This window comes from Mesorhizobium sp. WSM3873, assembly GCF_001672445.1.
Taxonomy (GTDB): domain Bacteria; phylum Pseudomonadota; class Alphaproteobacteria; order Rhizobiales; family Rhizobiaceae; genus Mesorhizobium.
Window position 1 is genome coordinate 195589 of sequence record NZ_LYTM01000054.1, and the last position, 25712, is coordinate 221300.

Below are 25712 nucleotides of genomic sequence, written 5' to 3' on the forward strand. Positions count from 1 at the left end.
TTTCGCGGATGCAAAGGAGCAGCGATTTGAGTCTCACCTCGGAGCAGAAGAAAACCGTCGTCGCATCTTTCTTGGGCTGGACGCTCGACGCTTTTGATTTCTTCCTTCTGACATTCCTGCTCACCGATATCGCCGCTGAATTCCACACCGATGTCCCGGCGGTCTCCAAGGCGCTGTTCCTGACCTTGGCCACGCGATTCATCGGCGCGTTCTTGTTCGGCATGCTGGCCGACAAATATGGGCGCAAACCGCTGCTGATGCTCAACATCGTCAGCTACTCGGTGATCGGGGCGCTGGCCGCTTTCTCGCCGAATCTCGGCATATTCCTGGCGCTTCGGGCGCTGTTCGGCATCGCGATGGGCGGCGAATGGGGCCTTGGCAGCTCGCTCGCCATGGAATCCATTCCGCCCAGCGCCCGCGGCATGGTTTCGGGCATCCTGCAATGCGGCTATCCGGCGGGATATCTGCTGGCGGCAGTTGTCTATGGGCTGCTCTACGGCCAGAAGATCGGCGATTTCACCTTCGGCTGGCGCGCCATGTTCCTGCTGAGCTTCGTGCCGGCGCTGATCGTGCTCTTCATCCGCTCGCACGTGCCGGAATCGCCCGCCTTCGTCTCAGGCCGGGCGCAGGCGCGGCCAGGCCTCCTCGTAACGCTGCAGAAGCACTGGGGCATCGCGCTCTATGCCGTGGTGCTGATGATGTTCTTCAACTTCTTCAGCCATGGCACGCAGGACCTCTACCCGACCTTCCTGAAGAAGCAGCACGGCTTCGATCCGCACACGGTGAGCTGGATCACCATCGTCGCCAATATCGGCGCCATTGTCGGCGGTCTGGCGTTCGGCGCGCTGTCGGAGAAGATCGGGCGCATAAACGCCATCACGCTCGCCTGCGTCATTGCCCTGCCGGCTATTCCGCTCTGGGCCTATACGACGACGCCCTTCATGCTGGCGCTCGGCGCCTTCATCATGCAGGTGGCGGTGCAAGGCGCCTGGGGCGTCATTCCGGTGCATCTCAACGAGCTATCGCCGGGCTCCGTGCGGGCGACCTTGCCTGGCTTCATCTACCAGGCCGGCAATCTGGCGGCCTCCTATGGCGGCCCGTATCAGGCCGGCATCGCCGAAGCGCCGGGAGGCAGCTATGGCTATGCGCTGGCATTGTTTGCCGGCGTGGTCGCCGTCTGCATCATCGTCGTGATCCGCTTCAGCCCCGAGAAGCGTGGCGAGGTCATGACCGTGATCGACCGGGAAGTCAGCCCAGTCTGAGCGCCACCACGCCCGCGACGATGCCCAGCGCCGCGGCGGCGCGCCATGCCGTCATCTTCTCGCCCAGCGCCAGCACCGAGATCAGCATGGCGAACAGGATCGAGGTCTCGCGCAGCGACGCCACCGAGGCGATCGGCGCCTTGGTCATCGCCCACATCACGATCCAGTAGGCGGCGCCGCTCAGCACGCCGGTGAAGAGGCCTGCCTTCCAGTCCCGCGCCAGCAGGGGCAGCGACTGTGGCCCGCGAAAGGCGATGCACAGCACCAGCGCCCAGAGCGCATCGCAGACGAACAGCCAGGCCGCATAGCTTTGCGCGGTTGCCGCCAGCCGCGCGCCGCTGCCGTCCGACAGCGTGTAGCTGGCAATGAAGATCGATGTGCCGAGCGCGAAGCTGACGGCGCGCAGATTGAACCGTTCAAGATGCACGCCGCCGCGAAACGACATGACCAGCGTGCCTGCCGACAGAAGCACGATGCCGAAGATGGAGAGTGGCGCCGGTATCTCTCCGAGCAGAACGATGCCGCCGAGCGCGGAGAGCAGCGGCGCGGTACCGCGCGCCAGCGGATAGGTCTGAGCGAAATCGCCGGCCTTGTAAGCGCCGATCAGAAACGTCCGGTAGCCCATATGGAAGAAGACCGAGGCGAGGATGAATGGCCAGACCTCGGCTTTCGGCACTTCAACGAAAGGCAGCGCCAGCAGCGCCGCAGCCCCCATGCCGAGCGTCATCAAGGTGATCGACAGGAAGCGGTCGAGGTGCACCTTGACCAGCGCGTTCCAGATCGCGTGCATGGCGGCCGCCGACAGCACCGCGAGGAAGACGAAAAGCGTCATGCCCGCCTCACCCGCCTGCAAGCCCAGCGGCGATGCCTGGCGTTTCCAGATCGATATCGACCCTGAGCGGGAAATGGTCGGAGGCCACTTCGCCGATATCGGCGCTCACGGAACGCACCCGCCCGGCCAGCATGCCGCCAACGAAGCAATGATCGAGCCGGCGTTTCGCCAGCTTGCCCTCGATGTTCTTTTCATGCGTGTGGAAGTCCGTCACCGGCTTGGCGGCGACGGCTGCGGCATCGACGAACCCGTCGATATAGACGGCGCCGCGATGATAGGGCGTGCTGCCGACGATGCGCCGGTATTCCGCACTTCCCGGCTCCATGTTGAAATCGCCGAGCCAGATCGCCGCCAGCGGGTTTTCCGGCTCCGGCTCGCCATTCGCCCAGTTGCGCTGCGGCTCGTCATCGGCGCCGCTCCAGGGACCGCCATCGGACCGCGCGCGGCGCTGTTCGGCGAGCAGATAGTCGATCTGCTCCAGCCGCTCTTCGGCCGCGATATGGGCAAGATGCAGCGAGAAGACCCGCACGGATCCCGCCGGCGTCCGGATCATGCACTCCAGCGCGGCGGTGCGCGTGTTGAGGGGCTTGAGCGTGCGGCGCAGCGGCAGCGCATGCAGCCGCGACCAGACGATCGGCAGCTTCGACAGAAGCATCGTGCCGAACTGCCTGCGGCGGTTGACGATGCGCCCATCACGCTTTTCGCTGGCGTCCATGTCGAAGGCCGGACCGTAGACCCAGTGATAGTCGGGCAGCAGCCTGGACAGGATTTTCGGCTGGTCGTCGCCGTTGCTGCGCTGCCAGTGCCGCTCCACTTCCTGCAGGGCGATGATGTCGGCGCCGTCGACGAGGCGCGTGGCGCGCGCCAGATCGTAGCGGCCGTCGCTGCCGTAGCCGTACTGGATGTTGTAGCTGACCAGCTTCATCGATTAACCGGCTGAATATCCGGCCACGGCACTAGTGCCTCGGCCATCGCGTTGCAATGGACGCCATCGACGTGCGGGATGGTCCAGTCATGACCGCCGACCCTGGCATCGTCTAGGTCGTGAGCGACTGGAACCGCCCCGCCGGCGATGCTGCCAGCTCGGACCAGTCGATTTCTTCTTCCAGACGGTGATAGGCTTCGTCGCCGATCGTACCGTCGCGGCGCAATTCTTCGAGCCTATCGCGCTGCCGCTTGATGGCATAGAGGCGCAGCCGGTCGTATTCGGTGGCCGCCTGCGCATCCTCAGGATTCTCGGCGATCTTTCGTTGGGCCTCGTACTGCTCGCGCACAACGTCCGCAGCGGCAGACGTCTTGCGGCTCAGGACGTCGAGCGCGGCTTCCATGATGGCAACGCGTGCCTGCGCCACTTCGCGATCTATCGTCGTATCCTCTTCGAAATTGAGCCAGCGCAGCAGCGGCTTCAAGCTCATGCCTTGCAGCACCAGCGTGCCGAGCACGACCGCGAAGGCGGCAAGCACGATCGGGTCCCGGCCAGGGAAATTGGCCGGCAATGCAATGGCTACCACCAGGCTCACCAGCCCACGCATGCCGCACCAGCCGACAAGCAAGGCGCCCCCGAATGTCGGCGCATCCCGCCTTTGCTCTTTGCTGTCGAAGCGGGCGAACCGCCGTATGATCGCGACGTAGCCAAACACCCAGACGAGGCGTGCCACGATGACAACGGCCAGCACCGTTGCGGCGAAGACAAATTCATCGCCCTGCCCATCGCCGGAGAGCCTGCCGACGATCGACCGGGCCTGCAGGCCCATCAGCACGAAAGCCAGCACATTGAGCACGAACACTGCCGACTCCCAGACCGAGTAGGTGCTGACGCGGCGTCTGGCCGACATCTGGCGCGGCGCGGTGCGCGCAATGGTGATGGCATAGACGACGATGGTGATGATGGCGGAAAGGCCGATCCTGTCGGCGATGATCCAGACGGCAAAGGTTCCGGCAAACTGCACCACGGTGCTGCTTGCGGCATCCTCGATGCGCGTCAGCGTCAGCAGCGAGAGGCGGCCGAACAGATAGCCGGCGGCGACGCTGCCGACCGTCGACAGAAGGATCACCGGCACCGCATCGCTCAGCATGACCGAGCCGACCGCGGCCGAAACGGCGATGCGGTAGATCAGAAGCGCCGTGGCGTCGTTGAGCAGGCTCTCCCCTTGCAGGATGGCGTTGAGGCGGTGCGGCACCTTGAACTGGCCAAGCACGGCGCTCGCCGCCACGGCGTCCGGCGGCGCGACGATGGCGCCGAGCGCGATCGCCGCCGCGATCGGCAGACCGGCCATCTTCCAGCCGACGAAGGCGACGACCACGGTGGTGAAGACAACCGCGCCCAACGCCAGCAGCACCAGCGACAGCCGGTAGCGCTTCAGGTCGCGCAGCGACGTATCATAGGCGGCATCGAGAAGCACCGGCGCGATGAACAGGGCAAGCGCCAGTTCCGGATCGATCTCGATGGTCGGCGCACCTGGCAGAAAGGCGATCCCCACTCCGGCCAAGGCCAGCAGGGAGGGATAAGGTATCCCCAGCCATCGCGACAACGCCGTCAGCCCGACGGCGATCAGAAGCAGGATGAGGGTGAGCTCGAAAAGCGCCATGACTCATCGTAGCGATGGAACCAGGCCTTTGGCACTGCAAAAAGCGATGGTGAATGGTGAATGGTGAATGGTGAATGGGCATCATCAGAACAATTCGAGCACGTAAAGTGCTCTCTTCGCTGACTACCATTCACTATTCACTATTCACCATTCACCCTAGTGCAGCACCAGCATGTCGCCCGACGAGAACGAGATGTCCGCCTTCTCGCCGACGACAGGCGGCGGCGTCGCCGAGTTGTTGAAGGTGTCGAGCGATACCGTGTTGCCGCCGATGCCGACGCGCACCCGGATGACCGAGCCGAGGAAATGCACCTCGGCGATCTCGCCCGAAAGGCTGGTGTCGTGGCCCGGCTGGCGTCCGAGCGAAATCGCTTCGGGCCGCAGCGCCAGCGACAGCGTGTCGCCGGACTTCGAGCCGTTGAGCTTTCCCTTCAGCGAGACTTCCTGCGTGTTGACCTGCACCTTGCCGGACGCGGCATCGGTGACCTTGCCTTCCAGGACGTTGAGCGTGCCGACGAAATTGGCAACGAATTTGGTCGCCGGCCGGTTGTAGATCTCGAACGGCGTGCCGACCTGTTCGGCCTTGCCGCCATACATGACCGCGATGCGGTCGGAGATCGACAGCGCCTCTTCCTGGTCGTGCGTCACGAAGATGGTGGTTATGCCAAGCTTCTTCTGGATCGAGCGGATTTCCTCGCGCAGCGAAATGCGCACTTTGGCGTCCAGCGCCGACAGCGGCTCGTCGAGCAGCAAAAGCTTCGGCTTCGGCGCAATGGCGCGCGCCAGCGCAATGCGCTGCTGCTGGCCGCCGGAGAGCTGGTAGGGATAGCGGTCGGCCATCTGCGGCAGCCTGATAATTTCGAGCATCTCCGCGACACGGGAATCGATGGCCGCCTTGGGCATGCCCGCCACCTTCAGGCCGAACCCGATATTCTGCGCCACAGTGAGGTTGGGAAACAGCGCATAGGCCTGGAACACCATGCCGATATTGCGCTGGTTGGGCTTCAGCCTGGTGATGTCCTTGCCGCTAACCACGATCTTGCCGGCCGAGGGCTCCTCGAAGCCGGCCACCATGCGCAGCACCGTCGTCTTGCCGCAGCCGGACGGACCGAGGAAGGAGACGAATTCGCCCGGCGCGACATCGAGGTTGAAATCCTCGACCACGGTTGTGGCGCCGAAGGACTTTCGCACATGCTGGATGGAGAGGAACGGCTCGGCCATGGCTTTTTCTTTCGGTCGGTACTTCGCTCAATTGGGGCGGTTCGCCGATTTCGGCGCGAAACGGGACAAGATCTGGATCAGCGACATGCAGCCCCAGGTTATGACGAACGCGATGATCGACAGCGCCGCCGGCTCATAGGCGCGGTTGGCCACAAGATTCTGCAAATACGGGCCGAATGCCGGCCGGTTGAGCAGGCTGGCCATGGTGAATTCGCCGATCACGATGGCGAAGGTAAGGAATGCGCCCGAAAGCACCGCGATCAGCACATTGGGCAGGATCACGCGGCTGATGATCGTGCCCCAGCCGGCACCCAGGATCTGCGCCGCTTCCGTCAACGTGCGCACGTCGATGGTGCGAAGCCCGGTGTCGACGGCGCGGTACATGTATGGCAGTGCAAGCGTTGCATAGCCGATGACCAGCAGAGCATTCGCGCCTGGATTGGTTGCCAGGAACGGCAGCGGCGAATTCGACCCATACATCCTGATATAGCCGAAGACGATGACGATGGCCGGGATCACCAGCGGCAGCAGCGTGATGAACTCGACGATCGGCCTGATCTGCGGCATGCGAAGGCGGATCCAGTAGGCCGTAGGCACGACGATCAGCACGCCGAGGAGAATGGTGAAGATGGCGACGACCACCGAAAACATGAAGGTCGCCTGGAACTGGCTGTCGCCGAGCACGACCTTGTAGGCGTCCAGGGAATAGACGCCGCGGCGCATGCGCAGCGAGAACTCGATCGTCGCGATCAGCGGGATGAAGAAATACGCCGCGCCGAGGACAAAGACGACCCAGGCCCAGAACCTGCCGGATTTCATTTCAGCCACCTCTCCGAGCGCGTCCGGAACCAGATGTAGAAGATGTTGGCAAGCCCGGTGATGACGATCATGCCGAAGGCGATCGCGTAACCGAGATGGGCATTGTGCAGCACGTCGCCGCGGATCTGGGCGTAGAGCAGGATCGGCACGATGTTGAGCGACGAGCCGGTCAGCGCATAGGCGGTGGCGATCGCCCCGAAGGCATTGGCGAAGAGCAGGATGACGGTGCCGAGGAAGCTCGGCCACAGCACCGGGATGACGACCAAGCGCCAGTATTGCGCCTGGGTGGCGCCGAGCGTGGCGGCGGCTTCGCCCCATTCCCTTTTTAGCCCGTCGATCGCCGGCACGATGATGACCACCATCAGCGGAATCTGGAAATAGACATAGGTGATCGTCAGACCCCAGAACGACAGCAGGTTGAAGCCATGCGCATAGATGTTGAACCCGACCAGCGTGTTGAGCAGCACGGTGACGAGGCCCAGCCGACCCAGGGTCGCGATGAAGGCGAAAGCCAGTGGCACTCCGGCGAAATTGGACGCGACACCGGAAAACGTCAGCGTCCCCGACCGTATCCAGTTGGGCAGGCCCCCGCGCACGATGGCGATGGCGATGGCAAGACCGGCGAAGGCGCCGATCAGCGATGACGCCAGGCTGACCTTTATCGAAATCCAGTAGGCGGCAACGATGTTGGCCGAAAAAAGCGCAACAATGTTGGCGAAGGTGAACTCGCCCGCCTCGTTCTGGAAGGCGCCCAGCATCAAGTAGAGCGTGGGCAGAATCAGGAACATGACGGCGAAGACGAAGAACGGCGTTACGCCAAGCCAATGCGTCGGCAGCCGCATTGCGCGCGCTTCGCCGGGGGGCGCGGCCTTGCCCGCAATTGCCTGATTGGAAACCGAGAGATCGGTCATGCGCCGGCTACCGTTTTGGGAAGGGAGTCCGGGCGGCCATCGGGCCGCCCGGACCATATTGATGCTTACTTCACATTGGCGCCGACGACGGCGTCCCAGTTCTTGGTGATGGCTTCTTTCGCCTTGCCCTGTTCATCGAGCGTCGGAAACACCGCGGCTGCATAGGACTCGGCCGGAGGCATCTTTGCCAGCATATCCGCCGGAACCTTGCCGTTCTTGGCGAGATCGTTGAAGCGGATCGGGTGGCAATAGCCCTTCAGCCAGCCGATCTGGCCTTCGTCGGAGTAGAGATATTCCAGCCAGAGCTTGGCCGCATTCGGATGCGGCGCGTAAGCGCTGATCGCCTGCACGTAAACGCCGGCGACGACGCCGGTCTTCGGCACAATGACGTCAACGGGGGGATTGCCCTTCAGCGTGTCGCGACCGGAGAGCGCGTTGTAGTCCCAGGTGACGAGGATCGGCGTCTGGCCCTGGGCGAGCGTCGCGGTTTTGCCGATGACCGGCACGAAGTTGCCGGCGGCATTGAGCTTCTTGAAAAATTCGAGCCCGGCAGTGCCTGCGGCTTCGCCAGCGGCAGCGCCGCTGGCAAGGCCGGCGGCGTAGACGGCCTGGATAGCCTGGTTCGAAGCGCGCGGATCGCCGGCAAGGGCAACCGAGTTGGCGAATTCAGGCTTCAGCAGGTCGGCCCAGTCGGTCGGCGATTCCTTGACCAGATCCTTGTTCACCTGGAACGAGAGCACGCCATAATAGTCGCCTGTCCAGTAGCCGTCAGCGTCCTTGGCGCTGTCCGGAATGGAATCCCAGGTCGAGACTTTATAAGGCTGGATCAGGCCGTCCTTCTTGGCGGACGGACCGAAGGACAGGCCGACGTCGATGACGTCAGGTGCCTGCGGGCCCTTGTTGTCCTTGTTCGCTTTGATCGCCTCGATCTCATCGCCGGAGCCTGCATCCGGGTTGAGCTCGTTGACGGTGATCTCCGGATACTTCGCCTTGAAGCCGGCGATGACGTCGCCGTAGCCGCACCAGTCGTGCGGTAGCGCGATGGTGGTGAGTTGGCCCTCGGCTTTCGCCGCCTTGACGAGATCGTCCATCGCGTCGGCGGACGAAATCACCGTCGACGCAAACAGCGCCGCGGCCGAAAGGGAAAGCACTTTCCCCGTGAATTTGAACATGTGTTCTCTCCGTTGAACTGACGCCATTGGACGCCTGCGATGCGGTATCGTTTTCGTGTGACAGCCAGATGAAAGCTTTGTGAAAGCGGCACCCCGCAACACGAAAAAGTAAACTCTCTTTAACCGGCTGTAGCAATCGCTTCGCGATTCTTTTTCCGGCTAATTATTCTCCTCCTTGCATTCCGCCCGTTGCCCTTTCCTTTCCCCTCGTTTCCAGATCAACTTTCCGCCGAAGATTGTCTTACACCGACCCTGCGATGGCATTTTCGAGCAGAGCAAGCGCCCCTTTCTTGGTGAGCTTGACCGGATTGCCGCCGGCGGTCGGATCGACCACCGCCATGTCGGCGATCAGCGTCTTGCGGTTCTTGTCCATGTCGAGGCCCTTGATCAGGCCGGGCAGCGCATGCGGCACCTTGAGCTCCTTGCGCAGTTTGATGACGGCTTTTGCGAAGCCATCGAAGCCGCCCTTGATGCCGCAATAGGCGGCGAGCCGCGCGATGCGGTCCTCGATCGCATCGCGGTTGAAGGCGAGGACATAGGGCATGAACACCGCATTGGTCATGCCGTGATGGGTGTCGTAGAGCGCGCCGATCGGATGCGACAGAGAGTGGATGGCGCCCAGCCCTTTCTGGAAGGCGGCCGCGCCCATCGCGGCCGCGCTCATCATATTCGCGCGGGCGACCAGATCCTTGCCGTTGGCGAAGGCCTTGGGCAGGTTCTCGAACACCAGCCGGATGCCTTCCACGGCGATGCCGTCGGCCATCGGATGATAGCCCGGCGCGCAATAGGCTTCGAGGCAGTGGGCGAGCGCGTCCATGCCGGTGCCGGCCGTGATGAAGGGCGGCATGCCGACCGACAGCTCCGGATCGGCAATCACGATCGCCGGCAGAAGCTTCGGGTGGAAAATGACTTTCTTGGTGTGGGTCTCTTCATTGGTGATGACGCCGGCGCGGCCGACCTCGGAACCGGTGCCCGCCGTGGTCGGCACCGCGATGATCGGCGCGATCGCATCCGAGTTGGCGCGCGCCCACCAGTCGCCGATGTCCTCGAAATCCCATACCGGACGCGTCTGCCCGGCCTGGAAGGCGATCAGCTTGCCGAGGTCGAGCGCCGAGCCGCCGCCGAAAGCGACGACCCCGTCATGCTTGCCTTTCCTGAAGACGGCGATGCCGGCGGTCAGGTTGGACTCGACCGGGTTCGGCTTCACCTCGGAAAAGACGCCATAAGGCACATTGGCATCGTCGAGGATCTTCAGCGTCGAAGCGACGACGGGCAGCTTCGCCAGCCCCGGGTCGGTGACGAAAAGCGGGCGCTTGATGCCTGCCGCGGCCAGCGCGTCCGGCAGTTCCTTGATGCGCCCCGCGCCGAAGCGGACGGTGGTGGGGTAGTTCCATTTGGAGGTGAGCTTGGACATGGATTGTCTTTCGAAATTCAGATCGCTTCGCGCAGGTGATAGGATTTCGGCCGGGTCAGGTTGTCGTAGCCGATGGCGGACAGCGCCGCGCCCTTGCCGGTGTCCTTGACGCCGGTCCAGACCAGCGCCGGATCGAGATAGTCGCAGCGGTTCATGAACACGGTGCCTGTCTGGACCCGGTCGCCGATCGCCACGGCGCGCTCGGTGTCGCGCGTCCAGATCGAGGCCGTCAGCCCATAGGGGCTGTCGTTCATCAGCGCGATGGCTTCCTCGTCGTCGCGCACCTTCATGATGCCGACGATCGGGCCGAAGCTTTCCTCGCGCATGACGCTCATCTGGTGGTCGACACCGGTCAGCACTTCCGGCGCCAGATAGGGCGAGCCCGGCCTGTCGTTTTCCACCTTCATGTCGATATGCGCCTTGGCGCCCTTGCGCAGCGCCTCTGCCTTTTGCTCGCGGATCAGGTCGGCGAAGCGTGCCTGCGCCATCGGACCCATGGTCGTCGCCTGCTCCAGCGGATTGCCGACGATATAGTTCCTGGTCTCGGCGACAAAACCTTCGACGAACTCGTCATAGACCTTTTCGTGCACGTAGACGCGCTCGATGCCGCAGCAGCATTGGCCGGAATTGTAGAAGGCGCCGTCGACCAGATTGGCGACCGCATGGTCCATTTTGGCGTCGGGAAGGACATAGGCCGGATCCTTGCCGCCGAGCTCGAGGCCGAGCGTCATGAAGGTGCCGGCCGCGGCCTTCTCGATGGCCCGGCCGCCGGCGACCGAGCCGGTGAAGTTGACATGATCGATCTTGCCCGAGCCGAGCAGCCTTTCGGTCTGGTCGTGGTTCATGACCAGGTTCTGGAACAGGCCTTTCGGCAGGCCCACCTTGTCGAACGCCTGCTGGAAGCGCTCGCCGACCAGCAGCGTCTGCGCCGCATGCTTGAGGATGACCGCGCTTCCGGCCATCAGCGCCGGCACGATGGTGTTGACCGCGGTGAGATAAGGATAGTTCCACGGCGCGATCACCAGCACGACGCCGAGCGGCACCTTCTTGACATAGCGGCGAAAGCCGTCCTTCGGATTGGAGGCCATGATCGGCTTCAGCGCGGCTTCCGCGATCTCGACCATGTAGCTGGTGCGTTCCTTGACGCCGCCGAACTCGCCGCCATAGCGCACCGGCCGCCCCATCTGCCAGGCGATCTCGGGCACGATCTCGTCGCTGATGCCGACCAGCGCTTCCAGCATCGCCAGCATGTACTTGCCGCGCTCGGCGACCGGTGTCTCGGCCCATTTCTCCTGCGCCGCCCTGGCTCGCTCTACCGCCGCATTGATCGCCTGATCCGTCGCGACCGGCCGCTCGGCGTAGATCGAGCCGTCGATGGGTGATTTAAGTTTTACGGTATCCAAGAAGACGTCTCCAAATTGACTCTTTCAGCAGCCGATGGCTCTGACATGACCCTGCGCGGCATAGGCCAAAATGGCCTTGTCACGGGTTACGATAGTCAAATCGCGCTCCCGCGCGGTCGCTATCAGAATTCGATCCATTGGATCGCTGTGAACGACACCTGGGAGGTAGGAGGCCGCGATGAGAATACGTGGCGTCACCCCTTCCACTGTGACGGCCGCCGACTCAACGAACTCGTCGAACCAACGGTCGGGCGTCTTCGTCGACGGCAACCTGCCCTTCGACACCAGCATGCCCATCTCCCATGCCGACATGACCGATACGTTCAGCGTGCCGGACTGAGGAGCCTTGCTGATAGCCGTTGTCGCCGCATCGGCTATCGGTTCGTCCTGCGAAATCCAGATGACCGCGCAAGTGTCCAACAGAAGGTTCTCAGTCTTCATAGACCTTGCCCCAATCCTGCTCGACAGGCTCCGTCAGATCGACCTCTGGGAGGATAGTAAGCGTTCCCTTCATGCAGCCGAAGATCGGGTGCCGTGTCGGTGTCCCGCCGATCTCGGCCTGAGCCGATTCGCCGAACCCCTTTGAAGTGCCGGAACCTGGCTGAACGCGCCGAAAGACCAGATTTTCGCCCGCTATATTGACGGACTCAGTCTGGAACCCCGCGGCCAGCCACTCCTTTGTCATTGGATTGTTGCTGGGGTTATTGCTCCACCAAGCCGGATACTGCTTGGACGCCGGTAGCTTTTCGCCAAGCAGCTTCTCGATGTCGCTGAACGACATCGGAACCCGCTCGCCGGTTTGAGCCATAAGATACGAACGCAAAGGCGAATACTTTCCCATTCTCACGCTCCCGAACTCAACCAGCCAAGACTACAGCTTTAGTTAGGTTCAGTCAACGTTCGACTACAGCTTTAGTAGCGTTCAAACCCCCGGTGCAGTTCCCAATCCGTGATCCGGCGGTCGTATTCGAACTGCTCCCAGCGGGCGGTGTGGACATAGTGCTCGATCACCTCCTCGCCGAAGGCCTGCTTCAGCATCGTGGAGCCTTCCAGCGTCTCGGCGGCATCGCGCAGCGTCTTCGGGATTTCCGGCAGTTGCGACGCCTGATAGGCGTCGCCGACAAACGGCTTCTGCAGCTCCAGCTTCTCGTCGATGCCGGCGAGACCGGCCGCGATCAGCGCGGCGAAGGCGAGATAGGGGTTGAGATCGGCACCGCCGATGCGGCATTCCATGCGGATGCCCTTGGTGCCCTCGCCGCACAGCCGGAATCCCGCCGTGCGGTTGTCCTCGCTCCACATGATCTTGGTCGGCGCGAAGGTGCCGGCCTGGAAGCGCTTGTAGGAGTTGATGTACGGCGCCAGGAACCAGGTGAACTCCTTGGCGTATTTGAGCTGGCCGGCCGCCCATTGCTGGCCGAGGCTCGACAGCGTCCATTCGGCGTTTTTGTCGAAGAACAGCGGCGTCCCGCCGTCGGCGCTCCACAGCGAATTATGGATGTGGCTGGAATTGCCGGCGAGCCCGTAATTGTACTTGGCCATGAAGGAGATGGCCTTGCCTTCGGAATCGGCGATCTCCTTGGCGCCGTTCTTCAGGATGACGTGGCGATCCGCCATCTCGAGTGCTTCGGCATAGCGCACATTGATCTCTTCCTGGCCCGGACCCCACTCGCCCTTGGAATTTTCGATCGGGATACCGGCTGCCTCCATCTCGTTGCGGAGCCGGCGCATGACGCCTTCTTCCTTGGTGGTGATGCCGATCTGGTAGTCGCCGATATAGGGCGAAGCGCTGTCGAGCCCTTGCCAGTGCTTCCTGCGCGCCGATTCATAGGTTTCGCTGAACAGGTAGAATTCGAGCTCGGAGGCGAAGTAGCCGATATAGCCGCGCTCGCTCAGGCGCTTGACCTGCTTCTTCAGGATCGCGCGCGGCGAATGCGCGAGGTCCTCATGGTCGTGATGATCGAGCACGTCGCAGATGACCAGCGCCGTCTTCTCCAGCCATGGGACGCGCCGCAACGTCGACAGGTCGGGTTTCATGACAAAGTCGCCATAACCCTTCGACCAGCTCGCCGCCTTGTAGCCTGGCACCGGCTCCATATCGATGTCGCAGGCCAGCAGATAGTTGCAGCCATGCGTCTCGCCATGCGCGGAATCGACGAAATACTGGGCCAGGAAGCGCTTCCCCGCGAGCCGGCCCTGCATGTCGACGATGCAGGCCAGCACCGTGTCGACCTCGCCGTTCGAGACCGCTTTCTTCAACTGATCGAACGAGAAATTCCCGGCCATTCCTTTGGCACTCCAACACTTGTCGATTGAAAGGGAGAAACGAAGCCCTGGCCGGCGTGACGCCGGCCAGGGCGATGATGTTCGATATCAGTGGCCGGTCTCGCCGACCGCCTGCTCTGCCGCCTTGATCGCCGCCTGGCGCGCCGCGATAATGTCGCCGAGCGGCGGCCCCTGGAAGCGGTTGCGCTCGAAGGCGAACCAGACGACCGCCGTCAGGATGAAGAAGCCGACGGTGATGTAGAGCGCCCAGTCGTTCGGCGGCTGGATGCCGATGACGAAGATCAGGATCATCGACACGATCGAGAGCAGACCGAACAGCATGAAGATGCCGCGGCCCATGTTCCACGGCCCCATCTTGTCCCACTTCGGCGTCCCCCAGGCCATCATGCCGAGCACGATCGGCACGGTGAAGGAGAGGAACAAGAAGATGACGGTGCAGGACACCACAATCGTGTAGGCCGAGGTGCCGGCGACCGAGACCACCGACGAGCCCCACACGAACAGCACCGACAGGATCGAGGCTGTCCAGATCGCCGCCACGGGCGTGCGATAGGTCGGGCTGACCTTGGAAAGCGCTGCCGAGCCCGGCAGGCCGCCGTCTCGCGAGAAGGCGAAGATCATGCGCGAGGCCGAAGTGACGGTGGCAAGGCCGCACAGCAGCTGTGCCAGGAACACGACGAGATAGACGAACTCCTTCAGTCCGGTTCCGACGCGCTGGTCGAAGGCCCAGAAGAACACGTTCCAGCCCTGCTTGGCGGCCTCGTCCATGTTCGGGATCATCAGCACGAAGGCAGCCAGGAACAGGTAGCCGAACAGCGCCGACCAGATGACCGACATGACCATCGCGCGCGGCACGGAAGAAGCCGCCTTGATGGTTTCCTCCGAAGTGTGCGCCGAGGCGTCATAGCCGGTGATCGTATAGATCGGCAGCAGGAGGCCAAGCGCGAAGACCCAGGCGTTCGAGACCTGCGGCCACACGCCGCCTCCGGCATCGCCTGAGTAGTTGTGGAAGGTGAAGAGGCGGCTGAAGTCCCAGGTCTCGGCCGAGAGCAGGCAGACCACCGCGATCAGGATCGAGCCGAAGAAGATCAGATAGCCCGAAAAGTCGGTGAGCTTTGCCGTCAGCTTGATGCCCAGATGGTTGATTAGCGCCTGCGCGCCGGTGATGATGACCAGGAAGATCGTCTGGGTGGTCAGGTTGTTTTCAATGCCCAGCGCCGGCCCGAAAGCGCCGACGAAGAAAGTCCAGGTGCCGACATTGATGGCGCCGAGCACGGTGATCAGGCCAAGCAGGTTGAGCCAGGCGGTAACCCAGCCGGTGCCGCGATTGCCGAGGATCGAGCCCCAGTGATAGAGGCCGCCGGCCGTCGGATAGGCCGAGCTGATCTGCGACATGGCGACCGCGAAGGTGAGCGACACGAAACAGCCCACCAGCCAGCCGATGCCGATGCCGATGCCGCCGGCGCCGGAGGTCGCCTGCGCCAGCGAGTTGATGCCGCCGGACAGGATGCAGATGATGGAGAAGGAAACCGCGAAATTCGAGAAGCGGCTGAGGCGCCGCTCCAGTTCCTGGGCATAGCCCATGCTGTGGAGGACTTGTATGTCCTCAGCCTTGTCGACTTCGGTGTAGTCATTTGCTGCCATGTTGGAAGTCCCCTGTGGTTTCTTAGCTGGCCGACTGTACTGACTTTCCCATTGCGCGTTGTCGGGAGCCCCTGGCCTCCTCGGGCTCCAGATTCGAGAATATGCCTGTGAGCAGATCCGCCCATTTCCGCTGCCCGGTCTCGCCGGAGATCTCGTCGTTGCGGATTTCGATCATCGCGCAGGCAAGGCCGCGCGAGCGCGCGTGCCGTTCCAGCGTGAAATAGACGCGGTCGGCCGGCGAATAGGGTTCGTTGACGCCAACGGTGACGCCGGAGAGCCGCTTGAGCGCCGATATCAGCGGCGCGGCGAGCCGGCGATCGTCGTCATGGATGATGCCGATATGCCAGGGACGGGTCCTGCCCTTATACACCGGCGTGAAGGAGTGCACCGACACCAGGCGCGTTTCCTGGCCGAGCGCCAGCCGCTGCTCGATGATCTCGGCGATCGTGTCGTGGAACGGACGCCACGCGAGATCGATCCGCTCCGCGCGTTGCTTGCCGGAGAGATTCGAATTGCCCGGAATGGCCGTCGCCTCGCTGACCGGCGGCACGAGGTCCGGCGCGTCGAGCGGGCGGTTGCAGTCGATCACCAGGCGCGAGATGCGGGTTTCGACCAGCGTGGCGTCGAGCGCGTCGGCCATCCGGCTGGCGACCGGCAGCGCGCCCGGATCCCAGGCGATATGCCGGGAGAGATCCTCGGCGGGCAGCCCGAGCGTTCCGAATTCGGCGGGCAGGAAGTTCGAGGCGTGGTCGCAGGTGAGGACGAAGGGGCTCGAGCCGCCGGGGTTGGTCACCCTCACGGTCTCCGACGGTGCAAGGCTGGCGCGCCGTGCTTTCTCCATACTGCCGTCCCCTCGGGAGCGCTGTATCTTATGTTACGTAATTTGCCTCATTGCGCCCCTGTGAATGATTTCATACAGTTTACGCGGCTTTGTCAAACGCGGAATTCCGAAAACGGCGGCGACCGGGTCAAAGGGTGGGGAAAACGATGATCTCCAGTATTGCCGAACTGATTTCGGACCGCATCGGCACCATGCCGGCAGGCGAGCGCCGCGCCGCGCAGACGCTGATTGCCAACTATCCGCTGACCGGGCTGAAGACCGTGGCCGAATTCTCGACCGCGGCGGGAGTCTCCTCACCGACGATTCTGCGTTTCGTCGCCAGGTTGGGTTTCCAGAACTATCCCGAATTCCAGTCGGCGCTGCAGGATGAACTGGCCGCGCAATTGCAGTCGCCGGCCTCTCGCACGCTCAACTCGGCGTCGCCCGCCAATGGCGGCGCCGTTTCGCCGATGCTGGAGGCGACGCTCGACAACATGCGCGAGACGTTCCGGCACCTTACCGACAAGCAGTTGGCCGACATTGCCGCACGGCTTGCCGAGCGCCGCGGCAAGACCTTTCTGATCGGCGGCCGCTTCACCGATCCGCTGGCGCGCTACATGGCAGCCCATCTCGCCATCATCCAGCCAGACGTCTACCACCTCGCGGGCCAGGAGAGCATCTGGCGCGACCGGCTGATCGACATGGGCAAGCGCGACGTGCTGGTTATCTTCGACATCAGGCGCTACCAGGAAAGTCTGCTCCGCTTTGCCGAGAAGGCGCACCAGCGCGGCGTCCAAATCGTGCTCTTCACCGATCAGTGGCTCTCGCCGATCGCCCGCTTCGCCCGCCATGTGATCGCCGGGCGTACCGCCGTGCCTTCGGCCTGGGATTCATCCGCCGCCCTCTTTGTCGTCGCCGAAACGCTGATCGGCGCGGTCACAAGGCAACTCGAAGCCGCCGGCGCCAAGCGCATCCGCGACCTGGAGAGCCTGCGCTAGGCAGTTCCAGGTAGCGTGCAACGGCTTCCGTTCGGTTTTGCTTTAACCGAATGGCGGCCGGCGCCCCCCAAATTGCGGCAAAAGATGCGACCGAAGCGATGATCCCGCTTCACGTTACCGAGATTTAATGTGCACGTTTGCGTGATAATTGCCATAAAACGCTGATATTATGATGTGGCGTGGCCGGTATCGCTCTCACGCCGTATCGTCGCTCAGCCTGCTTCCACTTGGAACCGGCGGACGATTCTGCCGCTGGAGTGTCAATGTCGAGCTGGAAACAGATTGTTCTTGCGCTTGTGATCGTGGTTGCCGCTGCGGCCGCCTGGGCGCGCTTCTATCCCGGCGCGCCTGAGGTACTGGCACGCTGGGGTATGGACTGGGCGATTGCGGCGACGCCCCCCGCCACGGGAAGCATCGAGACCGGTTCGGCCCGGTCCGGTCGCAACCGCGGCGGCCAGATCGTGACCATTGTCGCCTCCCCTGCCGGCACCGCCACCATCAACGACAGGCTTCAGGCGATCGGGACCGGCCGCGCCAATGCGACAGTCACCGTCAATCCATACTCTTCCGGCCGCCTCACCGAACTGCCGGTGCAGTCCGGCACCCATATCGAAAAAGGCGACGTCATCGCCAGGCTCGATTCGGAGACGGAAGTGATTGCGCGCGACCGTGCCAAGGTCGCGCTCGACGACGCCCAGGCGAAGCTCGATCGGGTCAAGTCGCTGCGAGCCTCCAATGCCGCCACGCAAGTTGCCGTCGCGGATGCCGAGGTGGCGCTCGCCAATGCCAAGCTGGCGCTGCGCGATGCCGAGCTCGCGCTCGAGCGCCGCTCGGTCGTCGCGCCTATCGAAGGCACTGTCGGTATCCTGCCGATCGCCGCCGGCAACTATGTCACCAGCCAGTCGGCGATCGCCACGCTTGACGACCGCTCGAGCATATTGGTCGATTTCTGGGTGCCGGAGCGTTTTGCCGCCGCCGTAAAGGTCGGACAGCGATTGTCGGCCACGCCGCTGGCCAACCCCAACCAGGTCTATTCCGGCACGGTTTCGGCCATCGACAACCATATCGACGAGAACAGCCGCACGCTGCTCGTCAAGGCGACGATCGCCAACCCGGCGGATTCGCTGCGCGCCGGCATGTCGTTCCAGATCGCCATGAAATTCCCCGGCGACACCTATCCGGCCGTCAGCCCACTGGCCATCCAGTGGGGCACCGACGGCGCCTATATCTGGACCGTCGAAAACGGCAAGGCAAAGCGCGTGCCGGTGCGCATCATCCAGCGCAACACCGAGACGGTGCTGATCGATGCTCCCGTCGAGAGCGGCGATATGGTGGTGACCGAAGGCACGGAGACTGTCAGCGAAGGCGGCGACGTCCGGATCGCCGGCGAGGACCGCGCCACCGCGGCCGAAGGCTCATGAGCGCCGCCGGCGACCAGACCGCGGGATCGGGCCTGACCGCGCTCTTCATCCGCAGGCCGGTCATGGCCTTCGTGCTCAATACGCTGATCGCGGTCGCCGGCCTCGCAGCCTTCTGGGGCGTCGAAATCCGCGAACTGCCGGATGTCGACCGCCCGGTCATCACCGTCAACACCACCTTCGAGGGCGCGGCCGCCGAAACCGTCGACCGCGAGTTGACCGACCCGATCGAGGGCGCCGTCGCGCGCGTCTCGGGTGTCAAGTCGATCTCGTCGACTTCATCTTTCGGCCAGAGCCGCGTCACCATCGAGTTCAACGACGGCGTCGATCTCAATGTCGCCGCCTCCGATGTCCGCGATTCCGTCAGCCGCATCACCAACCAACTGCCCGAGACCGCCGATGCGCCGCGCATCGTCAAGGCCGACGCCAATTCCGACCCGGTGATGCGGCTGGCGGTCACGTCCGACACCATGTCGGTGCAGGACATGACGGTGCTGGTCCAGGACCGCATCGAGGACGAGCTCGCCGCCGTCCCAGGGGTCGCCGACGTTCAGGTATCCGGCGACCGCGACAAGATCTTCCGCATCGACGTCGACCAGAACAAGCTGGCAAGCCATGGCTTCACCGTGGCGGATTTGCGCAAGGCGCTCGCCTCCGTCGCCTTCGATTCCCCGGCCGGCTCGATCACCACCACCAACCAGGACCTCGTCGTGCGCACGACGGCCGACGTGACCACGCCGGAGGAATTCGAGAGCATCGTCATCGGCGGCGCGACGCGCATCCGCGACGTCGCCACCGTGACGCTCGGCCCCGACATCGGCCAGACCTCATTGCGCTCCGACGGCAAAACCGGCATCGGCCTCGGCATCATCCGCCAGGCGGAATCGAACACGCTCGATATATCGACCGGCGTCAGGGCTGCCGTCGAGAAACTCCAGGCAAATCTTCCGCAAGGCATGTCGATCAAGGTCACAAGCGACGATGCCGTCTTCGTCAACGGCGCGGTGCACGAGGTTGAGATCGCGCTCGCGCTTTCCGTCTCGATCGTGCTGATCGTCATCTACGCCTTCCTGCTCGACTGGCGCGCGACGCTGATCCCGGGCCTGTCGATGCCGGTCGCCATGATCGGCACCATCGCCGCGATCTATCTCGCCGGCTTTTCCATCAACATCCTGACGCTGCTGGCGCTGGTTCTGGCGACGGGCCTCGTCGTCGACGACGCCATCGTGGTGCTCGAAAATATCGTGCGCCGCCGCAACGAGGGCATGGGGCCGCGCGCGGCCGCCGTGCTCGGCACCCAGGAAGTCTTCTTCGCCGTCGTTGCCACGACGCTGACCCTGGTCGCCGTCTTCGTGCCGATCTCCTTCCTGCCGGGACAGACCGGCGGGCTCTTTCGCGAGTTCGGCTTCGTGCTGGCGATGTCGGTACTGCTCTCCTGCGTCGTGGCGCTGACGCTCTGCCCGATGCTCGCCTCGCGCATGCTGACCAGCGCCTCTCTTCACCACGAAGGCGGCAGCGGCGTGGGCGCTCGCATCGGCGGCGCATTGCATCGGCTCTACAAGCGCTGCCTGCATGCCTGCCTCGGCGCCCCCTGGATCGTAGTGCTCGTCGCTATGCTCTTCGCTGGCACCGCCTTCACTTTGTTCGGCACGATACGTCAGGAGCTGACGCCGACCGAAGACCGCGCCGTCGTTTTGCTGCGCATCAACGCGCCGCAAGGAGTCAGCCTCGACTACACGACCGAGCAGATGCGCAAGATCGAGCGGCTGATCCAGCCTTTGCGCGATTCCGGCGAGATCCGCAGCACCTTCGCGAATGCCGGCAACAACGGCGCCTACAATAGCGGCTTCATGGTGATGACGCTGGCGCCGTGGGCCGAGCGGACGCGCAGCCAGCAGGAGATCATGGCCGAGATCAGCCGCCTAACGAAGCAGGTGCCAAGCGTCCGCGTTTTCCCGGTTCAGCCCAACAGCCTTCGCATCCGTGGCGCCGGCAGCGGCCTGCAATTCGCCCTGGTCGGCAACGACCGCAAGGCGCTAAGCGCGGCGGCGGTGCAGATCGTCGAGGAGATGCGGCAGGATCCGCGCTTCCAAGCACCGCGACTTTCCGTCGACCTTACGCAGCCGCAGCTTGCTGTTGCCATCGACCGCGAGCGCGCCTCCGACCTCGGCATCGACATCACCGGGCTTGCGGACACGCTGCAGGCAATGCTCGACGGCAACGATGTCGTCGACGTCTACATCGCCGACCGCAGCTATGGCGTGAAGCTGGTCTCGACCACCAATCCGATCAACGATCCGACCGATCTGGAAAATATCTTCCTCAAAACGTCGGACGGCCGCTTCGTGCCGATGTCGACCATCGCCACGCTGACCGAGCGCGCCGTGCCGCCGTCCCTCACTCGCGAGCAGCAGCAGCCGTCGGTGGCGATCACCGCCAATCTCGGCGGCAGCTTCGCGCTCGGCGATGTGCTGACCCGCGCCGAGGAGATCGCAACACCGCTGCTGCCGTCGGACGCGCGGATCGTGCCGCTGGCCGAAGCGGCGACGCTTGGCGAGAGCAACAGCGCCATGGCGACCATTTTCGGTTTCGCGCTGGTCATCATCCTTCTGGTGCTGGCAGCCCAGTTCGAGAGCTTCGTCAGCGCCGTCATCATCATGGCGACAGTGCCGCTCGGGCTCGCCTGCGCCATCTTCGCGCTGCTCTTGTCGGGCACCAGCCTCAATGCTTACAGCCAGATCGGCCTGGTCCTCCTGGTCGGGGTCATGGCCAAGAACGGCATCCTGATCGTCGAGTTCGCCAACCAGCTGCGCGACCGCGGGCTTGGCGTGCGCGAGGCGATCGAAGAGGCCGCCACCATTCGCCTTCGCCCGGTGATGATGACGATGATCTGCACCGTGCTCGGCGGCGTGCCGCTGGTGCTGGCTTCAGGCGCAGGCGCCGAGGCGCGCGTGGCGCTCGGTTGGGTGATCGTCGGCGGCCTTGGCCTGGCGACCGTCTCCACGCTTTTCCTGACCCCTGTCGCCTATCTCTTGCTTGGCCGCTTCGTCACGCCCAAGGCGCATGAGGAAGCCCGTGTGAAGCGCGAACTCGAGCAAGCCGCCTATGCCAATGTCGAGCCGGCGGAATAGTGGACGAGCACGAGCCAGGCAGCTCAGCTACTTGCCGGTGAATTCGGGCAGCCGAATGTATGGATTGCGCTGATCGTAGGAATATCTTGGCTCGCCTTTGCCTGACGAAACGGCACCCGCTATGAGCACTCCTTTCGGCCCAAACTGATAATCGATGCCGGCACAAAGATGCGCGAGCGTTTCATAGTCGAAGTTGCGCAATTCGCTGCCGGCTGCGAATGCAGCCGCTTTCAATGCATCCGACGAAAGCGAGCCGAGCATGCTATCGCGATAGGCCCTGACCTTGGCCTTGCTGAGCCGCGATGACTGGCATTCAGAGCCGACGACGCGCGCCAGCATGATATTTCTAATTGCGGTCGATGCTGGATCATTCAAAGAGGCCGAATATTTATTGAGAAAATAGTTCGTACCCGGATCATTGGTCATCGACTTGCGCCAAATGGGCGGGAACTTGTCGGCGGCCTCGGCACTAAATGTACCTGCCATTGACACCAGGACGAATCCGACAAACCACCGTAGCCTCATAGACGCGACCTCGAGTTATTTTGATCAGGGCTTAACAAACACCTTGCCGTTCGGCTTGGCCAGCTCGTCCGGCAGCCTGGCAATGGCCTCGTCCAGCGGGACCACCGCCGTCACATCCGTCGACCAGCGCCCGTCGGAAAACCTCTTCTGCGCCTCCAGCACCGCCGGGCCGAGCCGGTCGCGGAACTGCCGCATCCATTCGGCCAGCCAGAAGCCTTCGATGCGCTTGTGCTGGAAGATCAGTTGGCCGGGCTCGCGGATGACTGTCGGCTCGGCGTCGAGCCTTCCATAGACGATCCAGCGCGAGCGCTTCGGCATGGCTATGAAAATGGCCGAGGCAAGCGGTCCGGTCACTGCGTCCAGGAAGATGCGGGGCTGCTCCGCCTTCATCACCTCGCGCAGCGCGGCCTCGAAATCCGCCGCCTTCTCGTTGAGCGCATGGGCGGCGCCCAGCTCTTTCAGCAGCGGGATCTGCTCGTCGCGGCGCACGGTGACGATCGGCCGAAAACCCTCCTCTTTCGCCAGCCCGATGATCAGCTTGCAGAGCTGGCTGGCGCCGGCAGTCATGATGAAGGCCCTCTCACCCTCCTCTCTGACGATGTCGAACATGGCTAAGGCGGTCAGCGGATTGACGATCATCGCCGCAGCGTCCTCGTCGCGCACCGTGTCGAGCAGTGGAATGCAGGAAGCCGCCTCGGCGACCGCGTATTCTGCCCAAGCACCCCAGTTCGACACGCCGGTGGCGAAGGCGACGCGCTTGCCCGCAAGGCTTTTTGCGTAGGCGTCCTCACCAGTCGCGACGACAACGCCTACGCCCTCAAATCCGGCCGGCCGGCCCTGCACACGGGGCTGGCCGTATTGCCCTGTGATGAAGGCGATATCGGACGGGTTGATTGAGGCGAGACTGACCTTGATCAGCGCTTGTGTTGGACCAGGCGCCGGCACGGCGATGCTGCCGGGCTTCAAATAAGGCTCCATCGCCTCCGGCACGCTGGCCGAAGGCGTTTTGCTGTAGCCGTCGCCGACAAGCAGCAAGCCTCGCATTTCCGATGGAAGCGTCATGGCGGTCAGATCTTCTCCTGGGTGTATTTCCTGAGCTCGGCGCGCGCCACCTGCCGCCGGTGCACGGCGTCCGGCCCGTCGGCCAATCGCAGAGTTCTCAGATGCGTCCACGAGCGGGCGAGCGGCGTGTCCTGGCTGATGCCTTGCGCGCCGAACATCTGCACCGCCTCGTCGGTGACCTTGAGCGCGACGCGCGGCGCTACCACCTTGATCTGGCTGATCCAAGGGGCCGCAGCGCGTGCATCGCCCTGGTCGATCATCCAAGCTGCCTTCAGGCACAGGAGCCTCGCCATCTCGATCTCCATGCGGCATTCGGCGACGATGTCGAAATTGGCGCCGAGCTTTGCCAGCGATTGGCCGAACGCCTCGCGCCGCACCGAACGCTGGCACAGCATCTCCAGCGCCATCTCGGCCTGGCCGATCGCGCGCATGCAATGATGGATGCGGCCTGGCCCAAGCCGTCCTTGCGCGATCTCGAAGCCCCTGCCCTCGCCGAGGATCAGGTTCGCCGCCGGCACCCGCACATCCTCGAACCTTAGATGCAAATGGCCATGCGGCGCGTCGTCGTCGCCATAGACCTGCATTGGACGGAGCTTGGTGATCCCCTCGCTCTCCGCCGGCACCAGGATCATCGAATGCCGGCGATGCTGCGGCTCCTCGTCCGAGCCGGTCCTCACCATGACGATATAGATGGCGCAGCGCGGGTCGCCGGCCCCGGACGCCCACCATTTCTCGCCGTTAAGCACATAGTCGTCGCCCTGCCGCTCGCAGCGCATCGAAATATTGGTGGCATCGGATGAGGCGACGTCCGGCTCGGTCATCAGATAGGCCGAGCGGATCTTCCCTTCGAGCAGCGGCTCCAGCCACTGCCGCTTGTGCTCTTTTGAGCCGTAGCGCTCCAGCACTTCCATATTGCCGGTATCGGGCGCCGAGCAGTTGAAGGCCTCGGCGCCGAGATGCGCCTTGCCCATCTCCTCCGCCAGATAGGCATATTCGACCGTCGACAGGCCGTAGCCGCGCTTGGAATCGGTCAGCCAGAAGTTCCACAGCCCGCGCTCCCGCGCCGTCTTCTTCAGCCCTTCGAGGATTTCGGTCTGCCTGGCCGTGTAAGTCCAGCGGTCACCGTTTCTGCCGACCTCGGCGAGAAACTCCTCGCCGAGCGGCGCGATCTCGTCGCGCACCATCGCGGCCACGCGCTGATGGATCGGCTTCAGCCGCTCGGTCATGCCGAGGTTCATGTCCGCCATCGGTTCCGACCCTTTCGCTCCTTTATCCGTGGCAAGGATGACCGTACTTCGGCTAGCCTTGTCAACGCGAGTCCTTCGGTTCCGGCCGGGACGAGGCGCGCGGGAGGAATTATGATGAGCTATCTCGACAAGCTGTTCTCGGTGGTCGGCAAGACCGCGCTTGTGACCGGTGCCGCAACAGGCATCGGCCGCATGGTCGCGACCGGACTGGTGCAGGCCGGCGCCTCCGTGATGATCGCCTCGCGCAAGGGCGAGGACTGTGTGCGGGTCGCCGACGAAATCAACGCGCAGGGCGGCTCCGGTCGGGCCGAGGGATTTGCCGGCGACGTGTCCAGCGAAGCGGGCATCGCCGCGCTGGTTGCCGAGGTGAAGGTCCGAACGGACCGGCTGCACATCCTGGTCAACAATGCCGGCATTTCCTGGGGCGCGCCGCTCGCAGAGTTTCCCTACCACGCCTGGGCCAAGGTGTTGGGCGTCAACGTCACCGCCGTCTTCCATCTGACGCGCGAGCTTTTGCCGCTGCTCGATGCCGCAGCAAGCGACGATGACCCGGCCCGCGTGATCAATCTGGGCTCGGTGATGGGCACGCAGCCGCTGGCCGACGATGCCTATTCCTACACCGCCTCCAAGGCTGCGGTGCATCACCTGACGCGCACGCTGGCGATCGAATTCGCCGCCCGCCGCATCACCGTCAACGCCTTTGCGCCCGGTCCCTTCCAGAGCCGGATGACGGCCTTTGCCACCGCCACGGAGGAGCAGGCGAAACGTGTCGGCAGCCATGTTCCGCTCGGCCGCATCGGCGTGGCGGATGACATTGCCGGCGCAACGCTCTATTTGTGCAGCCGTGCCGGAAGCTATGTCACCGGCGCCATCCTGCCGATCGACGGCGGCCAGTCGGTGCAGCACGGGATGACATTGTTCAAGGAGTAGGACGCCCGGTTCAAGCAATCGCGATCCGGGCG

General features: G+C 63.7%; 22 protein-coding genes. 5 read left to right on the top strand and 17 right to left on the bottom strand.

The window, feature by feature from the left end; genetic code table 11:
- Positions 1 to 26: 26 nt before the first annotated feature.
- Entirely contained in the window at positions 27 to 1262 is a 1236-nt protein-coding gene (locus tag A9K71_RS25485; protein ID WP_067002765.1) for an MFS transporter, read from the top strand.
- Here the strand turns inward: A9K71_RS25485 and A9K71_RS25490 are convergent.
- From A9K71_RS25490 to A9K71_RS25555, 14 genes are all read right to left on the bottom strand, one after another.
- Complete coding sequence (locus A9K71_RS25490) at positions 1249 to 2094, bottom strand: EamA family transporter (RefSeq protein ID WP_067002559.1); 846 nt, start codon at positions 2092 to 2094, stop codon at positions 1249 to 1251. The genes A9K71_RS25485 and A9K71_RS25490 overlap by 14 nt on opposite strands.
- Before the next feature lie 7 nt (positions 2095 to 2101).
- Positions 2102 to 3019: an endonuclease/exonuclease/phosphatase family protein gene (locus A9K71_RS25495; protein WP_067002560.1), complete on the bottom strand. Its 918-nt coding sequence runs from the start codon at positions 3017 to 3019 to the stop codon at positions 2102 to 2104.
- Positions 3020 to 3131: 112 nt separating this feature from the next.
- Entirely contained in the window at positions 3132 to 4682 is a 1551-nt protein-coding gene (locus A9K71_RS25500) for a sodium:proton antiporter (protein ID WP_067002561.1), read from the bottom strand.
- A gap of 156 nt (positions 4683 to 4838) precedes the next feature.
- Positions 4839 to 5903, bottom strand: coding sequence for an ABC transporter ATP-binding protein (locus A9K71_RS25505; RefSeq protein ID WP_067002562.1), 1065 nt, complete (start codon positions 5901 to 5903; stop codon positions 4839 to 4841).
- 27 nt (positions 5904 to 5930) lie between these two features.
- Positions 5931 to 6722 carry an ABC transporter permease gene (locus tag A9K71_RS25510; RefSeq protein WP_067002564.1) on the bottom strand — a complete coding sequence of 264 codons (792 nt, stop codon included), beginning with the start codon at positions 6720 to 6722 and terminating at the stop codon, positions 5931 to 5933.
- A complete protein-coding gene (locus A9K71_RS25515) occupies positions 6719 to 7564 on the bottom strand; it encodes an ABC transporter permease subunit (protein WP_170950271.1) in 846 nt (281 codons plus the stop codon). The genes A9K71_RS25510 and A9K71_RS25515 overlap by 4 nt, the downstream gene beginning before the upstream one ends.
- Positions 7565 to 7698: 134 nt before the next feature.
- Positions 7699 to 8805 (bottom strand): ABC transporter substrate-binding protein, encoded by a 1107-nt coding sequence (locus A9K71_RS25520; RefSeq protein ID WP_067002568.1) that lies wholly within the window; start codon positions 8803 to 8805, stop codon positions 7699 to 7701.
- Positions 8806 to 9046: 241 nt separating this feature from the next.
- The gene (locus A9K71_RS25525; protein WP_067002570.1) at positions 9047 to 10219 is read right to left on the bottom strand and encodes an iron-containing alcohol dehydrogenase; all 1173 of its coding nucleotides are present in this window, start codon (positions 10217 to 10219) and stop codon (positions 9047 to 9049) included.
- A gap of 17 nt (positions 10220 to 10236) precedes the next feature.
- Positions 10237 to 11622, bottom strand: coding sequence for an aldehyde dehydrogenase family protein (locus A9K71_RS25530; protein ID WP_067002572.1), 1386 nt, complete (start codon positions 11620 to 11622; stop codon positions 10237 to 10239).
- Positions 11623 to 11646: 24 nt separating this feature from the next.
- Positions 11647 to 12063, bottom strand: a complete 417-nt coding sequence (locus A9K71_RS25535; protein WP_067002574.1) for a type II toxin-antitoxin system VapC family toxin — start codon at positions 12061 to 12063, stop codon at positions 11647 to 11649.
- Positions 12053 to 12463, bottom strand: a complete 411-nt coding sequence (locus A9K71_RS25540) for a hypothetical protein (protein ID WP_067002576.1) — start codon at positions 12461 to 12463, stop codon at positions 12053 to 12055. Before A9K71_RS25540 ends, A9K71_RS25535 begins: the two co-directional genes overlap by 11 nt.
- Before the next feature lie 71 nt (positions 12464 to 12534).
- Positions 12535 to 13905 carry a glutamine synthetase family protein gene (locus A9K71_RS25545; protein ID WP_067002579.1) on the bottom strand — a complete coding sequence of 457 codons (1371 nt, stop codon included), beginning with the start codon at positions 13903 to 13905 and terminating at the stop codon, positions 12535 to 12537.
- A gap of 87 nt (positions 13906 to 13992) precedes the next feature.
- Positions 13993 to 15549: an amino acid permease gene (locus tag A9K71_RS25550; protein ID WP_067002581.1), complete on the bottom strand. Its 1557-nt coding sequence runs from the start codon at positions 15547 to 15549 to the stop codon at positions 13993 to 13995.
- Positions 15550 to 15571: 22 nt separating this feature from the next.
- Positions 15572 to 16390 (bottom strand): N-formylglutamate amidohydrolase, encoded by an 819-nt coding sequence (locus tag A9K71_RS25555; protein WP_067002583.1) that lies wholly within the window; start codon positions 16388 to 16390, stop codon positions 15572 to 15574.
- A gap of 146 nt (positions 16391 to 16536) precedes the next feature.
- On the opposite strand from A9K71_RS25555, the gene A9K71_RS25560 reads away from it, so the two are divergent.
- The 3 genes from A9K71_RS25560 (at position 16537) to A9K71_RS25570 (ending at position 21916) form a co-directional block, all read left to right on the top strand.
- A complete protein-coding gene (locus tag A9K71_RS25560) occupies positions 16537 to 17367 on the top strand; it encodes a MurR/RpiR family transcriptional regulator (RefSeq protein ID WP_067002767.1) in 831 nt (276 codons plus the stop codon).
- A 263-nt stretch (positions 17368 to 17630) separates the two neighbouring features.
- A complete protein-coding gene (locus A9K71_RS25565; protein WP_067002585.1) occupies positions 17631 to 18788 on the top strand; it encodes an efflux RND transporter periplasmic adaptor subunit in 1158 nt (385 codons plus the stop codon).
- Positions 18785 to 21916 (top strand): efflux RND transporter permease subunit, encoded by a 3132-nt coding sequence (locus A9K71_RS25570; RefSeq protein WP_067002588.1) that lies wholly within the window; start codon positions 18785 to 18787, stop codon positions 21914 to 21916. The genes A9K71_RS25565 and A9K71_RS25570 overlap by 4 nt, the downstream gene beginning before the upstream one ends.
- Before the next feature lie 27 nt (positions 21917 to 21943).
- On the opposite strand, the gene A9K71_RS25575 is transcribed toward A9K71_RS25570, so the two are convergent.
- From A9K71_RS25575 to A9K71_RS25585, 3 genes are all read right to left on the bottom strand, one after another.
- Entirely contained in the window at positions 21944 to 22402 is a 459-nt protein-coding gene (locus A9K71_RS25575; protein WP_067002590.1) for a hypothetical protein, read from the bottom strand.
- 63 nt (positions 22403 to 22465) lie between these two features.
- Positions 22466 to 23503, bottom strand: a complete 1038-nt coding sequence (locus A9K71_RS25580; protein ID WP_067002592.1) for a zinc-binding dehydrogenase — start codon at positions 23501 to 23503, stop codon at positions 22466 to 22468.
- Between the two features lie 5 nt (positions 23504 to 23508).
- Positions 23509 to 24750: an acyl-CoA dehydrogenase family protein gene (locus A9K71_RS25585; RefSeq protein WP_067002593.1), complete on the bottom strand. Its 1242-nt coding sequence runs from the start codon at positions 24748 to 24750 to the stop codon at positions 23509 to 23511.
- 114 nt (positions 24751 to 24864) lie between these two features.
- On the opposite strand from A9K71_RS25585, the gene A9K71_RS25590 reads away from it, so the two are divergent.
- On the top strand, positions 24865 to 25680 hold the full coding sequence (locus A9K71_RS25590) for an SDR family oxidoreductase (protein WP_067002768.1): 816 nt from the start codon (positions 24865 to 24867) through the stop codon (positions 25678 to 25680).
- The last annotated feature ends 32 nt before the right edge of the window (positions 25681 to 25712 follow it).